Raw genomic sequence first — 14341 nt, 5'->3', positions numbered from 1 at the left:
TTATATGCTCTTTTTCTAAATCTTTGCGTTTTGCTTTTATTTTATCGTTGTAAGTGCTGATTTCATTAAAGGCGGAGAGTGTAGGGGAGCTTCTGCGATAAAGTTTGCTTAAACTGCCTTCTAGGGCAAGTTTAAGCAAACTCTTTTCAATTCTCTTTTCAATTCTCTTTTCAATTCTCTTTTCAATTCTCTTTTCAATTCTCTTTTCAATTCTCTTTAAATTCTCTTTAGTGATAGCAAAATCATTTGCGAGTGAAACGAGCAAATCAAGTTTTTTTACAATTTCTTGCTGTTCGCATAATGGCGGCAAGGGGATAAGAAAATGTCTTATACTCTCTTTTTTTACTCCGCCGATAATGCCGTTAATATTAGAGTTGAATTCTTTTGAAAATTCTCCACTTTGTAAAAAATAAAATACAAATTTAGAAAAAGCAAAAATATTTTCAAAACAACAAAGCTTATTACCAAAGCAAACATTTTCTTTTAAAAAACCGACTTTTCGCCCCGCACTACCGCCCTCTATACAAAGTAAGGTGGAATTTGCCTTTGCGATTTTAAAAGAAGGTAGAAATTCATCGGGGATTTTTATACCATTTTCGTAAGTTATGCTTGTGTCGTTTGCTAAGTCTTTTGTGGCGATATAGTTTAGTCCGCTTGTTTGATGCGTGAAATTTTTTTCTTTTTCTGTGGCGTTAATGCTATCCCCTGTAAAAATCTCACAAATATCCCCAAGTTTTACCCACGCCCAAGAATTTGGGATAGTAAAGGGTGGGGTGTGTGGATTGTCATTTTCTAAAGAAACTGCGTTTTGAGTTTGCGTAGCAAACGAAAAATCTCTTTTAGATTCTGTGTTTTGAGATACTTCCCTTTCGCTACACTCAAGGTCAGTATGACAAGTGGAGGCGGTATGACAAAATAAGGGCGTGATTTCTTTGCATTTTGCAATTTCTTTTTTTAGCATTTGAATTTGAGATTTTAGCTCTTGTTTGGTTTGTGGATTGCTTCGGCTACGCCTCGCAATGACAGATATGGATTCTGCGGAAGTCTCGCAATGACGGGTTGGGGCTTTTTTAAGTTTAGATTCTAGGGTTTTAAGCTCTTTTTCTAAATCTTTGCGTTTTTGCTTTATTTTATCGTTATAAATTTCAAGCTCATTAAAGGCACTAAGCCCACTATTTTCACGGCGGAATTTGGCAGTCAAGCTTCCCTTAATGGCATAGTCTAGCAAGGACTTTTTTAAGGTATCTGTTTTCATTTATAAATATCGCCCCTTGAGTCTGCTTTGTAAGCGTAGATTAGAATCTCGCTTTCTAACACTTCATATAAAAAGCGGTATTTACCTATGCGTAAGCGATAGTGGTTGGTTCTACATTGAAACTTTTTGCCTTGCAGTTTTTTAATATCTAGCTTTGCTTCATAGGGATTTTGCGCGATTGTCTCAAAGCTTTCAAAAACTTTGGCTTGTATGTCTTGGTGCTTTTTTAAAAACTTTATAAAATCCTTGTGATACTCTATGTTATAGGGCATTTTGTATGCCTTGTTCTGTTGTATTTACCGCTTTATTTTCTTGGGCATTCTCTTGGCTTACAAGCCTTTTTAGCTCTTCGTGGCTTATGGTTTTGCCCTCTGCTAAGTCTTTACGCGCCTCTACCCACGCTTCATAATCCTCTTTTGTCATAATGGTATCATCATAGTCTTCTGCTTGTGTTAGCACTTCTACAAGCTCCACGCCTTTGATAAGGTTTATCGCTGAAATTATGGCGTCTTTGTTGTGTTTATCGATACTGACTTCTAGTAGCATAGTTTCTCCTTATTCGTTTTCTTTAATTATAGTAGAAATTTGCTTCATTATGGAATCTAGCGTGGCATTTAGCTTATCTCTCTCAGTTTTGATTTGCTCCATAAGCTCTAAAGGCTCTAAAATCTCTTCTTCTTCGCTTACATAGCCGCATAAGTCAAAGTTGTAATTCCTAGATTCAAGTTCTTCTTTGGTGTAGGATTTTGCTTTGAAATTTCCGCTTTCATCTTGTAAGCTTTGCCTATCACTTTCCCACCACTGCAAAAAGGACTCAAAATGCTCTAGGCTCATTTGCTTTGTTTTGCCAAAGGATTTTATACCCTCTGGCATATCAAGGCGGTAGAAATGCGTCTTTTCCGTGCCGCCTTTATCAGCGTTGAAAAAAAGTAAATTTGTGGGGATAGAAGTGTAAGGGGCAAAAACTGATTTAGGCAAACGCAAGATAAGATAGAGATTAAAATCACTTAAAAGCTTTCTTTTGAGATTGACTTTTGCGTTATCAGCACCAAATAAAAAGCCATCAGGTAGCACGACTGCGGCTTTGCCTTTGAAAGATAGTCGGTGCAAAATGAGAGCCATAAATAAATCTGCTGTTTCACTGCTTTTGTATTCTTGGGGGAAGTGTTTAATATCATCATTATGCTCATTACCACCATAAGGGGGATTCATTAAAATAATGTCAAATTTGGGGTATTTTGTAAGATTTATATCAAAGTCTTCAAAATTGCTAAATTCAAAGGCGTTGCCGTGCTTTAGGTTTGGATTTTCTATGCCATTAATGAGTAAATTTGTCGCGCAAAGTAAAAAGGGCAAGGACTTTTTCTCACAACCATAAAAGCTTGTTTCAAAGACTTTTCGCTCACTTGTGAGACTTACTTGCTTTTCTAAAAAATGTGCCGCGGGGATAAGAAAGCCCCCTGTCCCACAAGCTAAGTCCGCCACACTCTCACCTAGCTTTGGACTAAGCATTTCTACCATAAATTCTGTAACGGCACGCGGTGTGTAAAACTCGCCGGCATTTCCTGCACTTTGCAAGGTTTTTAAAAAGCTTTCATAGACTTTGCAAAGCTCTTTAAAATCTTGTCTATTGTGAATCTTAAGGCTAGATTCTATCTCGTTTATCACTTCGCGTAAAAGACAGCCATCTTTCATATAGTTATTTAAATCTTCAAAAACTTTTCGCACGATGGATTGATTAAGCGGGGTGGATTCTGTGATGTTTAGGGCTTTTAGCGTAGGGAAAAGCTCATTATTGATAAATGTGAGTAAGGGTTCGCCTGTGGGGGACTTTTCACCCACTGCCCAAGACTCCCAACGCAAATGCTCCGGGATTATAGAGTGATACTCCGTGCCATTCATTTCATTATCAGCAGTCCATTCTTTTTCATAATAATCATAAAGCTTTAGGAATAAAATCCACGCGATTTGCTCCATTCTTTGTGCATCGCCATTAACTCCTGCGTCTTGACGCATAATATTTTGAAGTTTTTTGATATTTAGCATTAGCTTACCTCCTCATAAAGTGTGTTTTTAAGATTTTGCAGCACGACATTGACTCCGCCATATTCTTTAAGAATCTCTACGATTGTGCTACGATTAGTATATTTGGATTTAAAAGGCTCATTTTTAAACACGCCAGAATCTAGCTCATCAATGCCCCCTTGTGCGTATTTCTCAAGTAAGAGTTCTAAAAGCTCTCTAGCCTTTGGCTGTAAAGATTCTAGGAATTTATTTGCTTTTTTTGCCCTTTGTGTGCGGCTTAGGGCTTGTGTGCCTTTAGCAAGAGAGAGTAAAATATCAAACTCATCGCAGTTTTTAAATTTATCCATTTGCCCTAACTCTTGGATAAAAATACCTTTTTCTTCAAGCTTGTTTAAAAGCTCTTCACGCGTGGCTTTATCGCCTGTGCGTAAAGTCTTGAGGTAGGATTCAAAAGCTTTAGTATTTTGAAGCTTTTCACCGCTAAAAGATTCTAGGCTTTGTGTGATAGGTGTCAAAACACCATTAACATTGCGTAAGATGATGACAGACTCATATTTCGTATAGATTTCTATCTTTTCATCTTCTACAATGCGTATTATCGGTGGTTCTGGTGGCAGGTCGTTAGGCTCTGTTGTGCTTTCTGGCTTTTTCTCTCGCTCTCTTACCTCATCTGTGCCGATAAACTCTATCTCGCCATCAAAATCTGGGTCGTTTAAAAACTCTTTTGCAATGCCTTTAAAATCTAGCACATAAAAATGCGTTTTGCCTTTGGATTCTAAGACTTCATTAAGCCTTGTGCCTCGCCCTATCATTTGCTTAAATAGGCTTTTATCACGCACGATTTTATCAATGACTATGACTTGCACCATTTGCGTATCTACCCCTGTGCTTAAAAGCTGGGAAGTTGTGGCAATGACTGGGTAGCGTTTGCTTACGCTTTTAAAGTCATCTAGCAGGGCTTTGCCCTTATCATCATCGCTTGTTATGCGTGTGATGTAGTTAGAATCTTTTGCCATTTCTTGTTTGTTTTCATCTTGCAAGGCATCTTTCATCAATTGTGCGTGGCGTTGGTCTTCGCAGAAAATGATAGTTTTAGCGTAAGGATTTTTTAGGGTGTGGTGCAAAAATTTGCTCACTTCTTTAGCAACGAAGCGGATTTGAGGTTTTAGGTAAATTGTGCGGTTAAAATCTGGGGAAGTGAAAGTTTCTTGTGGGATTTCTCTGCCCTCTTCATCACGCTTACCTAGCTCTGGTGTATAGCCCTCTTGCACGACATTTGAAAGTAGCTCTACTACTGAAAATGGGGCTAGATAGCCATCATCTATGCCTTGTTGTAAGCTGTATTGATACACAGGCTCCCCAAAATAATCTATATTATCATCATCTCTTTTTTCTAACTCGCCTGCTTCTTGGCTCTCTCTTTGCTCTTTATGAAATTTAGGTGTAGCAGTCATACCAATTTGCAATGCGGAGTTAAAATACTCCAAAATCTCTCGCCAAGTAGAATCCGCCCTAGCACTACCCCTGTGGCACTCATCGATAAAAATAAGGTCAAAAAAGTCTTTGCTTAAGGCTTTGTAATGCTCTTTTTTATCATTATTTTCTTCGCTACCGCTGATAAATTGCTGATAGATTCCAAAATACAAACTATATCCGCTTTTAAAATTACGATTTTCTATCTTATAAATACCTTTGGCAAAGCTTTTAAAAGTTCTTGTGGTGTCGGTGTTTATAAGCTCATTTCTATCAGCTAGATAGAGAATTTTCTCTATCTTTTTGCCATTTGGCAGGGTTTGATTAAAAAGGCGGTGGGCGATTTGATAGGCGATGAGAGTTTTGCCCGTGCCTGTGGCAAGGACAAGTAGGATTCTGTTTTGTCCTTTTTGTGCGGCGATTAGGGCGGCATTTATGGCGTTGTTTTGATAATAACGCGGTGTTGTTTGGCTTAAATCACAATGCGTTTGTAAAAGATTGTCATTTGTGAGATTTTGCCATTTTTTATAGGCTTCATACAGCTCCCTTGGGCTTGGGAAAGCATTAAGGGATAAATTCTCTTTTGTTACCCCCTTAAAGTCTTTTGTAAGCGTGTATTTTACAAAGCCCTTGCCACTACTAGAAAAGGCAAAGGGGGCTTTAAGTGCTTTGGCATAGTTTTTCGCTTGTTCTATCCCCTCGCTATCTTCGTATTTATAAGCCTTGGATTCTAAGACTGCAAGGGCAATTCCATTGTGAAAAAGCACATAATCAGCCTTTTTTATAGTGCTTTTATCTCTTTTGCCTGTTTTGATGTCAATTTTGCCCTCGCTAAACTTATAGTCTTTGGCTTTTACTCCATATTCCATTTTAATGGATTCAAAATCCCAGTTTGCCTTGCTTAAAGCAGGTTCAATATAACGCTTTTTGGTGTCTTCTTCGCTAAGTATTACATTATCCATTATCTCCCCTTTGTCTAAGATTCTTATCTAGCATTCTGCCTTGCCTAGCTCATAAATCCCATTTTTAAGCACAATCTCATTGCGATTTGTCTCAATTAGCCCTTGTGTTTTTAGCTCTTTTATCACTCTTGTAACTGCTTCTCTAGCACTGCCAATATTATTTGCTATACTCTCTTGACTTGCTTCTACGCGGTTATCTTTAGCATTGCTTAATAGAAATTTTACTACGCGATTTTTAAGACTTTTAAAGGTTACATCATTAATGGTATCAAAGGCTTGTTTTAGGCGTTTAGAGACTAGTGAGAGATTAAAACGCATAATAGATTCATTACTCTGTGTGAGTGCTTCAAACACCTTATTTGGCAGGATAAACACGCTAGAATCTTCCATAAACTCAAACACCACATCAGCCTTAATGTGCGATAAAATACAGCTTGTAGAGATGATACAGCACTCTTTTTCGCTTATGGTAAAAATGGTGATTTCCTTAGCATTGCTTGATACGCTAAAAAAGCGGACTTTCCCGCTTAAAACATACAAAAAGCCTAGTAACTCATCGCTATCTGGGTAGATTCTATATCCCTTTGTGTAGGCTTTTACAATGCCCTTATTTTGCAGGACTTCAAGGCTTCTCTCATCGCCACATATTGTGGTGTTTATCTGCGTTAAGATGTCTTTAGTGAGTGGTTGCATATTTCCCTTTTGTGATAAAATCGCTTGAATTATAACTTAAAAAGGTTAGTGTTGGGGAGTTGTGGAATTTGTATGAAAGCTTAAGTTTTATGCAAATTTTAGCAATACTACTCATCAATCGCTTTATACACTATTGCACCAAAACGGGATTTTTTTGAACCTTGTAGTATGTCATGCTGATTTGCATGAGTGTTAATTTGTATCGTGCTTTCTAGGTTATTTTTGCAATCATAAAACTCTAGTAAAAATTGCAAAGGGTTATTATTGCTTACTTTTATGTGTAGTATTTGTTTAGCTTTTGGGTCGATTTTGATGAATTTGCTTAATTCAGCTGTAAGGATAGCTTGTGCTTCTTGTTTATAGCTATGCAAACTATCTAGCTCCCAGTGTAAAGCATAGTTAGGAAGTGTTGAAATGCTATTTTGAAATTCTAAAAGCATAATATTTCCATAACTCATATTTTTTGTTAGAGCTTGATAAAGTGCGATATCTTCTTTTAATGCGTTTAATATTTCTTTAAACTTTTTATATTGTGAGAAAGAGACTTGATTGCAAGTTTTAAGCATGGAGGATAGTTCGCTTTGTGCTTGGGTTATGCGATTTGCAATAGAGCCTTCTAAAACATCTCTGCTTACTCTCACACGCACATTCACTTTATTGCCTTGCTTTGTTGTCTTTTCAACTTCTACTGATGGTATATCTTTAATTTTAGATTCTAAGAATGTATTGCTCATACCGCTTGTTTGCAATGTATCATTTTTTTGATTTATATTTTGTTGTGTTGAGTATTTAATACTTACTTGCAAATTTGTCGCAAGATCTTGCAAGGCATTCTGCTTTGCAAGATCAAAGTTAGGACCAGAGCCTTCACCATAGATATAGCCTTTGTTTGTTTTATCCTTATGAAAGCTTGTATCTTTTGCATGACTACAACCATGCAAACCAAATAGCATGATACATATCAAAGTGTATATGAAAATGCAAAGGGATTGCAAATATTTTTGCATATTGCCTCCACTTTTTAAATAAATAAAGAATTTACACTTTCATTATGATAAATCCTACGCACGACCTCAGCAAAAAGCGGTGCGACAGATAGAATCTTAATCTTTGGACTTGTCTGCTGTAATGGGATAGAATTGCTTAATACCACTTCATCTAGCACACTTTCATTGATTCTATCATACGCACCACCACTCAAAACCGGGTGTGTGCCAACCGCCATGACACTCGCTGCACCTCTATCTTTTAATGCTTTGGCTGCTTTACACATCGTCCCAGCGGTATCAATCATATCATCTAGCAAAATGACATCTTTATTTGCTATATCGCCGATGATATTCATCACCTCGCTTTCATTTGCTTTCTCTCTTCTTTTATCAACGATAACTAAATCTAGTCCCAACTGATTTGCAAAATATCTAGCCCTTGCTACACCGCCAATATCCGGGCTTACAATGATTGGATTTTTCAACTCTTTTTTATGTCGTATGTAATCCCTAAATATAATCGCCCCATAGAGATTATCCACTGGAATATCAAAAAAGCCTTGAATCTGTCCAGCATGTAAATCCATAGTGATAACGCGATTTATACCCGCACTCTGTATTAGGTTTGCCACAAGCTTTGCAGTAATTGGCACTCGCGGGGCTGCTTTTCTATCCTGTCTTGCATAGCCGAAATACGGAATCACAGCATTAATAGAGTTTGCACTACTACGCTTAAATGCATCAGCCATTATAAGTAATTCCATGAGATTATCATTTGTTGGAGAGCAGGTTGGTTGCACGATAAAGACATCTTTTCCACGCACAGATTCGCTGATTTGCACGCTAATTTCGCCATCGCTAAAACGCGTTAAAAGAGCCTTTGATAGTGAGCAGTCAAGGTGTGTTGCTAACTCTTTGCTAAACTCTGGGTGTGCATTTCCTGTAAAAATTTTAAAGCCCTTCAAAGCCATTCCTTTTTTAAATGTGTGCCAATTATAATTTGTTAGTTTAGAATCTTAGCTAAACTTTTTGGAGAATACAATATGTAAAGCTTATATTCTGCTAAATATTTTAGACTCTATAATTATGTGATATCAAACTCTCTTTAGTCCCGACAATATTTTAATGCAAATTATGCAATGAAGTAAAAGCCATTCCTTTTTTAAATGTGTGCCAATTATAATTTGTTAGTTTAGAATCTTAGCTAAACTTTTTGGAGAATACAATATGTAAAGCTTATATTCTGCTAAATATTTTAGACTCTATAATTATGTGATATCAAACTCTCTTTAGTCCCGACAATATTTTAATGCAAATTATGCAATGAAGTATATGAAACAAATTTCTATTACGATTGCAAATTAATAAAACTATGCTAGAATAAATCGATGTATAAAATGAATTTATGCAAAGACAAATGGCTAAGGTAAAAGGATAATCATGCAGACTATTCAATTACAACAAACAAATATAATGACAAAAAAGCTTTTACAAAAAAAGGGTGCTAAGGCATTGCTTAATGGTAATTTTCAAGGGGCATTTTACCTATTTGAGAGTGCATTTTGGCTTGATACGCATGATTTAGATTCTAGAATCGGGCTTTATCTTGCTGATATGGGTATGGATTTTGGACAAGAGGCAATTGGCATTTATGATTTTTATCAAAGCATACTTGCAGCTGAAAAACGCTCAAATAAACATAGAGTTCAACGCATGATACTTTCTCTCATTGAAGCTTTTGACAATAAAACACATAAGCTTTCAAAGGCTATGCAAAGAAGTAAAAATGAAGCAATGGATAGCTATGATGCGATTAGTTATGCAGATATCAAAGCCTTATTAAAGACAAAAGATTTTAAAGAGATTTACAGCGGATTGCCTATAAACACAAAGCTAGTATTTGGAGAAAAGGGGGATTTTTACGAGTTTTTATCCTTACTCGTGCAGAATGATTATATTGAGGCATTGCTGCATTATATCGACTCATTGCCACGATATGATATGGAGCTTATACCTTTAATTGAAGCGGCAAATAATAAACTCAAAAAAAATAAAGCTAAAAAACAACAAAAAGTATCAAAATGAAACCACACATTACAGATGATACAAGAAAGTTACAGCAAGATTCTATATTCCTTAAAACTCCGCAAAACGCACATTTTATAGAATCTTTACCGCAAAATATCCGCATTTTAGAAAGAGATAATCTAAAAGAGTATTTCAATACAAATATTAAAATAATTGGCATTACAGGCACAAATGGCAAAACAACAACGGCAGCGGCTATATATTCTGTGCTGCTTGATATGGGTTATAAAGTCGCCTTGCTTGGCACTCGTGGTATGTTTATCAATGACACACGAAAAAAGCCAAAGGGACTCACAACGCCCAGCCTTTTAGAGTTGTATGAAGATATAGATATGGCGGCAAATATGGGTTGTGATTTCTTTGTCATGGAGGTTAGCTCACATGCGATTAAGCAGGAGAGAATCTATGGCTTAGAGTTCTGCCTTAAGATTCTCACAAATATTACAAGCGATCATTTAGACTATCATAAGACTTGGGAAGATTATGCTAAGACTAAAATGCAGTTCCTACAAAGTGGCGAGTGTATAAAGATAATTAATCTTGATGATAAAAGTGGTGCTAGTATGCGTTTTTATCCGCATGTCCTTACCTATGGTGTGGAATCTAAGGGGCATTTATTTGTCAATGCCTATGGTTTGCAAGATGGGATTTTCGCACAGATGAGTTTAAGATTGCAAAAAGATTCTATGCAAGAATGCGTTATAGAATCTAGTCTTTTTGGTCTTTTTAATCTCTATAATCTCATGGCAGCAACACTTGCAATACATGCTATCACAAAGCAAGATATACAAAGTATTTGTGCGTGTGTGAAAAACTTTGGCGGTGTGTCTGGTCGCATGGAGATTGTAAGTAAAACGCCTTTAGTAATCATTGATTTTGCCCATACAACTGATGGTATGAAGCAGGTTTTTGAATCTTTTAAGACAAAAAATATAAGCGTTGTGTTTGGGGCTGGTGGCGATAGGGATAAGAGTAAGCGTGAGAAAATGGGGGCTTGTGCTAGATTCTATGCAAAAAAGATTTATATCACAAATGATAATCCAAGAAGCGAAAATCCGCTAAGTATCGCACAAGAGATCGCAAAAGGTGTGTTTGCAAAAAGCCTCAGTGAAACAGATATAGAGATTAAAGAAAACACTTCTTATGAGATTAAATCAAGTAATGCTGCTATTACTATGCAAATTATCCTTGATAGAAAAGAAGCTATCAAACTCGCTTTAAGAGAATTACCAAAAGATTGGGTTTTACTTGTGCTAGGCAAGGGTGATGAAAGTGTGCAGATATTTAAAGATAATGAAGTGTATTTTAGTGATAAGGAATGTGTGCAAGAGATTCTAAGGGATAAATAGGACTAATTTTAGAATCTTTTACATTGCAATGATTTTTAGTGAGAGAATATTGAAATATTGTTATAGTAGGGTTATTCTAGATTCTAAAGTGTGTATATTGATAGATTATCGTTTCGCATATTAAGTATAAATTGCTACAATAACGCAGTTTATTTACAAATAAAATATCACAATCGACATGAAAATAAGTAGAGATAATATGCAGGATAAAATAGATTCTAAACACCACACACAAGATAATATAATAAAAAAAGATGGCTTTGACTTTGCGTTTAATACAGGGAAGTGTAGTGAATGTGGGGGGAAGTGTTGCTATGGTGAGAGTGGTTATATTTTTGCAAGTATTGCAGAGATAGAGAGAATCAGTGCTTTTTTAAATATACCTTTTGAGGATTTTTGTTTGCGTTATATTAAGAAAGTAGGCACAAGATTCTCTCTTATTGAAAAAAAATGCGATGATGTAGAAAAAGGCATAAGTTGTGTATTTTTTGATGAAAAAAGTTTAAAATGCTCTATCTATGAAGTTCGACCAAAGCAATGTCAAACCTTTCCTTTTTGGAGCATGTATAAAAAAGATAAAGATGAGTTAGTAAGCCGTTGTATAGGTGTTATTATTTAGCACAGCATATATGAGGTTGGAGTGATTATGAAAACAAATATTTTTGCATTAATTTGTCGCATAAGTCTAGCATGTGTTGCAATGTTGCATATAGCTTGTGCTGATATTACAAGAAATTTAGGTCAAAATACACAAAGCACACAGACTTATAATACAAATATTGCCACCGATTTTCTCATGCTAAAAGCTGCTGATTTTATGAATCAGGGACTTTTTTTAGAAGCTGCTGATATATACGATAAGCTTTATAAGCAAACAAAAGATATTTATTTTTTAAAGCGAGTAGCATTAGCTAAAAGTCAAGCTGGAAGTATTGAGTCGGCAGTAGAAATAGCAAAGCAATACCAAACTTTGAGTAAAAATTTAGATGATGTGGATACAAATCTCATTATCGCAGAAGACCATATACGGAAGAAACAATACAATCTAGCCATTATTTTGCTTGAAAAGAATATAGCTATAAATCCGAGTTTGCATACACATTATATTTTGAGTAATTTATATTTGCAAGAAAATATGCCTAAAAAGGCTGTGAAGCATTTTATAAGTGTATATGATGATCCCATGAGTTCTGGGACAAAACTAAAGCTAGAGGCACTTAATCAAATTGTAGCAATCTATTTAAAGCTTAAAGAGATAGATAGTGCCTTACATTATCTCAATATGTATATCGCAGATAATGAATATAGCCTAAATTTACAGACATTTTTTCCTATCTATGCAAAGGCTAATAAACTTGATATGCTACAAGAGAATCTTGCAAAAAGATTCCATGATGATAAAAGCTTAGAAAATGCGCGTATGTTTGTAGCAATTCTAGTGCAATTAAAGCATTATGATGAGGCAATAAAGCTATTAAAAGAGAATAAATCGCTGCTTGGCAATGATGGCGAAGAAATGCTTATGCAAGTTTATGCAGAACATGGGGATTTTAAGAGTGCATCTAAAATAGCAAGTAAGCTATACGCACAGACAAAAAAAGCAGAATTATTAGGGCTTAGTGCGGTATATGAATATGAGGCGATAGAATCTAAAAATAAACAAACTCTAAAACCAATCATTAATACGCTTAAAACCATGCTTACAAAGCGAAACGAAGAGCTAAAAGAAGCAAAAGAGAATCTCAGCAAAAATGACGCATTTTTTTATAATTTTTTGGGATATTTGATGATTATCCATGATTTTAATATTGATGAGGGTATGCAGTATGTAAGCAAAGCCCTTGCTATCGAGCCAACATCTATTGAATATTTGGATAGTTTAGCTTGGGGATTCTATAAAAAAGGGGATTGCAAACAAGCTAAAGAGACATTTGAACTCATCTCACCAGATAAGTTGCAGGATATACCAGAGCTTATAGAGCATAGCAAGGCGATTAGAGAATGTCGTTAAAATATGACATGTTAGGCTATATTGCGTAAAACATGTGCATTGAAGCTATAAGATTTTATTAAGGATCTTTAAATGTGTGATGATATAGATTCTGCACCACTTTGAGTTGGGTGTAGATTTTTTGGAGGGATAAAATTGGTTAAGATTCTAAATAAGAGAACCTTAAAAAGTTAGAATCTATTTTTACTCATTATTTTGGTTCAGTGTGGTTCTACTATGAGTTTTTCCTTCATCTGTTCTTTGGGCAGTGTATTTTAACTCATCTTTTTCCATACTATCCACCAACTCACCAATTAAATTATCTAAAGACTTTTTCATTTCTTGTATCTGTGCTTCCGACTCTTTTCTCGTCTCTTCTCGCTCTTTTTTCATTGCTTTATATAGTCCCTCTTCTATAGCCTTATGCCATTCCTCTTCCATAGTCTTATCCATCTCATCCATTTCACCACTCTTTGCTCTCATTTTTTCATTGTGTTCTTTATCCATTTGTTTTATTTGCTCGTCAAGTGTTTTCATCGTTATTTGTTCGATATTATCTTTTGTTAGTCTTTCACCCGGCTTTAAAATAATACCATCTGTAAATTCTTCACTACACCCCATTGTTAGATACATAAAATCTTCTACTGCATTGAGATCCATTTGTATTTTTGTCTTGCAAGTAGCTTTTTTGCGCTTCATCAAATTTTTCTGTAATAGTATTTTGAAACTCGATACTTTTTACAAACTTTTCTACATCCTTTTTGTCTATATCTTTAGACATATCTGATCCCATACCGAATATTTTTACAAACTTCATGCCAAATTCTTTTTGCACTTCCTTGTCATCACACTTTGGTGTGCCTTTACTATCACCACATGCTACAAAAGCAAACACACATACCGCACTTATAACACCAGGTGAAATCTTTTTCCTAAAACCCATATTAACTTCTCCCATGAAAAAACATTTAGCTTTATCTTGCATGATAAAACGCGATGGATTCCACAAAAAAAATTCAAGGGTATTTTAGAGATTATGAATAATGTATAAGCAATAGAAGTGTGTATTTGTATAGAAATAATAAAATGTAGAAATCCAGTTTCTGCTCCTTATGTGTGTGGCAGGATTATAAGGTGTAAAATGGTAAAAATACAAAACCTAACACCTAGACAATGCATAAAACAATATAAGATTCTAAAAGCATTAAAAAGGTCAACATGTAACATAAATCTAATGTGTTAAGCACGATAGAAACTAGCCACAAACAACATGACCCCCCCCCCCCACTTCTCACAAAGCACAAAGAAACGCAAATAAAACAAATTCTAGCAATCCCATAAAGAGTTTGCTTGCACTTAAAGAATGATAAACACGGAATCTCAAATATAATAACAATGCAATCTAGCACACTCTTACACAAAAGCAAACGCAAACAGAGCTTTAAAAGAAAGAATACAAATAGAAACATAAAACAACAAGAAACTAACAAAAACACAAAAAAAACAAGATTCCACAA

At 35.5% G+C, this 14341-nt stretch carries 14 protein-coding genes; 4 read left to right on the top strand and 10 right to left on the bottom strand.

Annotation, left to right across the window (positions count from 1 at the left end; genetic code table 11):
• The 8 genes from C6H08_RS08920 to C6H08_RS08885 form a co-directional block, all read right to left on the bottom strand.
• A partial coding sequence (locus C6H08_RS08920) for a restriction endonuclease subunit S (protein WP_199773200.1) occupies nucleotides 1–1255 on the bottom strand: 1255 nt, incomplete at its 3' end.
• Nucleotides 1252–1527 (bottom strand): type II toxin-antitoxin system RelE family toxin, encoded by a 276-nt coding sequence (locus C6H08_RS08915; RefSeq protein WP_034563216.1) that lies wholly within the window; start codon nucleotides 1525–1527, stop codon nucleotides 1252–1254. The genes C6H08_RS08920 and C6H08_RS08915, both read right to left, overlap by 4 nt.
• Entirely contained in the window at nucleotides 1517–1801 is a 285-nt protein-coding gene (locus C6H08_RS08910) for a hypothetical protein (RefSeq protein ID WP_034563218.1), read from the bottom strand. Before C6H08_RS08910 ends, C6H08_RS08915 begins: the two co-directional genes overlap by 11 nt.
• Nucleotides 1802–1810: 9 nt before the next feature.
• Nucleotides 1811–3301, bottom strand: a complete 1491-nt coding sequence (locus tag C6H08_RS08905) for a class I SAM-dependent DNA methyltransferase (RefSeq protein WP_034563220.1) — start codon at nucleotides 3299–3301, stop codon at nucleotides 1811–1813.
• The gene (hsdR, locus tag C6H08_RS08900) at nucleotides 3301–5715 is read right to left on the bottom strand and encodes an EcoAI/FtnUII family type I restriction enzme subunit R (RefSeq protein WP_034579716.1); all 2415 of its coding nucleotides are present in this window, start codon (nucleotides 5713–5715) and stop codon (nucleotides 3301–3303) included. Before hsdR ends, C6H08_RS08905 begins: the two co-directional genes overlap by 1 nt.
• A gap of 27 nt (nucleotides 5716–5742) precedes the next feature.
• Nucleotides 5743–6408, bottom strand: a complete 666-nt coding sequence (locus C6H08_RS08895) for a Crp/Fnr family transcriptional regulator (RefSeq protein WP_199773199.1) — start codon at nucleotides 6406–6408, stop codon at nucleotides 5743–5745.
• Nucleotides 6409–6515: 107 nt separating this feature from the next.
• On the bottom strand, nucleotides 6516–7415 hold the full coding sequence (locus C6H08_RS08890; protein ID WP_034579714.1) for an LPP20 family lipoprotein: 900 nt from the start codon (nucleotides 7413–7415) through the stop codon (nucleotides 6516–6518).
• A 14-nt stretch (nucleotides 7416–7429) separates the two neighbouring features.
• A complete protein-coding gene (locus C6H08_RS08885) occupies nucleotides 7430–8362 on the bottom strand; it encodes a ribose-phosphate pyrophosphokinase (RefSeq protein WP_034563762.1) in 933 nt (310 codons plus the stop codon).
• Between the two features lie 475 nt (nucleotides 8363–8837).
• Here C6H08_RS08885 and C6H08_RS08880 point away from each other — a divergent pair, with 475 nt between their 5' ends.
• The 4 genes from C6H08_RS08880 (at nucleotide 8838) to C6H08_RS08865 (ending at nucleotide 12845) form a co-directional block, all read left to right on the top strand.
• Nucleotides 8838–9482 carry a hypothetical protein gene (locus C6H08_RS08880; protein ID WP_004087243.1) on the top strand — a complete coding sequence of 215 codons (645 nt, stop codon included), beginning with the start codon at nucleotides 8838–8840 and terminating at the stop codon, nucleotides 9480–9482.
• The gene (locus C6H08_RS08875; protein ID WP_034563764.1) at nucleotides 9479–10834 is read left to right on the top strand and encodes a UDP-N-acetylmuramoyl-L-alanyl-D-glutamate--2,6-diaminopimelate ligase; all 1356 of its coding nucleotides are present in this window, start codon (nucleotides 9479–9481) and stop codon (nucleotides 10832–10834) included. The genes C6H08_RS08880 and C6H08_RS08875 overlap by 4 nt, the downstream gene beginning before the upstream one ends.
• Before the next feature lie 199 nt (nucleotides 10835–11033).
• Nucleotides 11034–11453, top strand: coding sequence for a YkgJ family cysteine cluster protein (locus C6H08_RS08870; protein ID WP_004087241.1), 420 nt, complete (start codon nucleotides 11034–11036; stop codon nucleotides 11451–11453).
• 27 nt (nucleotides 11454–11480) lie between these two features.
• Nucleotides 11481–12845: a tetratricopeptide repeat protein gene (locus tag C6H08_RS08865; protein WP_034579323.1), complete on the top strand. Its 1365-nt coding sequence runs from the start codon at nucleotides 11481–11483 to the stop codon at nucleotides 12843–12845.
• Nucleotides 12846–13028: 183 nt separating this feature from the next.
• Here C6H08_RS08865 and C6H08_RS08860 read toward each other — a convergent pair whose 3' ends face one another.
• Both C6H08_RS08860 and C6H08_RS08855 read right to left on the bottom strand, forming a co-directional pair.
• Nucleotides 13029–13445 carry a hypothetical protein gene (locus C6H08_RS08860; protein ID WP_034579320.1) on the bottom strand — a complete coding sequence of 139 codons (417 nt, stop codon included), beginning with the start codon at nucleotides 13443–13445 and terminating at the stop codon, nucleotides 13029–13031.
• Nucleotides 13435–13767 (bottom strand): hypothetical protein, encoded by a 333-nt coding sequence (locus C6H08_RS08855; RefSeq protein ID WP_104686172.1) that lies wholly within the window; start codon nucleotides 13765–13767, stop codon nucleotides 13435–13437. Before C6H08_RS08855 ends, C6H08_RS08860 begins: the two co-directional genes overlap by 11 nt.
• Between the last annotated feature and the right edge of the window lie 574 nt (nucleotides 13768–14341).

Origin of the sequence: Helicobacter bilis (genome assembly GCF_900198365.1) — a bacterium.
Classification (GTDB): Bacteria; Campylobacterota; Campylobacteria; order Campylobacterales; family Helicobacteraceae; genus Helicobacter_A; species Helicobacter_A bilis_B.
Note: the sequence above shows the minus strand (reverse complement) of the source record. Positions and strands in the feature narration are given on the sequence as shown.

What these genes read in the sequence shown, in the direction of transcription:
- C6H08_RS08865 (WP_034579323.1), top strand. Translation starts at nt 11,481, where the DNA reads ATGAAAACAAATATTTTTGCATTAATTTGTCGCATAAGTCTAGCATGT.
- C6H08_RS08870 (WP_004087241.1), top strand. Translation starts at nt 11,034, where the DNA reads ATGCAGGATAAAATAGATTCTAAACACCACACACAAGATAATATAATA.
- C6H08_RS08895 (WP_199773199.1), bottom strand. Translation starts at nt 6,408, where the DNA reads ATGCAACCACTCACTAAAGACATCTTAACGCAGATAAACACCACAATA.
- C6H08_RS08855 (WP_104686172.1), bottom strand. Translation starts at nt 13,767, where the DNA reads ATGGGTTTTAGGAAAAAGATTTCACCTGGTGTTATAAGTGCGGTATGT.
- C6H08_RS08890 (WP_034579714.1), bottom strand. Translation starts at nt 7,415, where the DNA reads ATGCAAAAATATTTGCAATCCCTTTGCATTTTCATATACACTTTGATA.
- C6H08_RS08860 (WP_034579320.1), bottom strand. Translation starts at nt 13,445, where the DNA reads ATGGGGTGTAGTGAAGAATTTACAGATGGTATTATTTTAAAGCCGGGT.
- hsdR (WP_034579716.1), bottom strand. Translation starts at nt 5,715, where the DNA reads ATGGATAATGTAATACTTAGCGAAGAAGACACCAAAAAGCGTTATATT.
- C6H08_RS08910 (WP_034563218.1), bottom strand. Translation starts at nt 1,801, where the DNA reads ATGCTACTAGAAGTCAGTATCGATAAACACAACAAAGACGCCATAATT.
- C6H08_RS08915 (WP_034563216.1), bottom strand. Translation starts at nt 1,527, where the DNA reads ATGCCCTATAACATAGAGTATCACAAGGATTTTATAAAGTTTTTAAAA.
- C6H08_RS08905 (WP_034563220.1), bottom strand. Translation starts at nt 3,301, where the DNA reads ATGCTAAATATCAAAAAACTTCAAAATATTATGCGTCAAGACGCAGGA.
- C6H08_RS08880 (WP_004087243.1), top strand. Translation starts at nt 8,838, where the DNA reads ATGCAGACTATTCAATTACAACAAACAAATATAATGACAAAAAAGCTT.
- C6H08_RS08875 (WP_034563764.1), top strand. Translation starts at nt 9,479, where the DNA reads ATGAAACCACACATTACAGATGATACAAGAAAGTTACAGCAAGATTCT.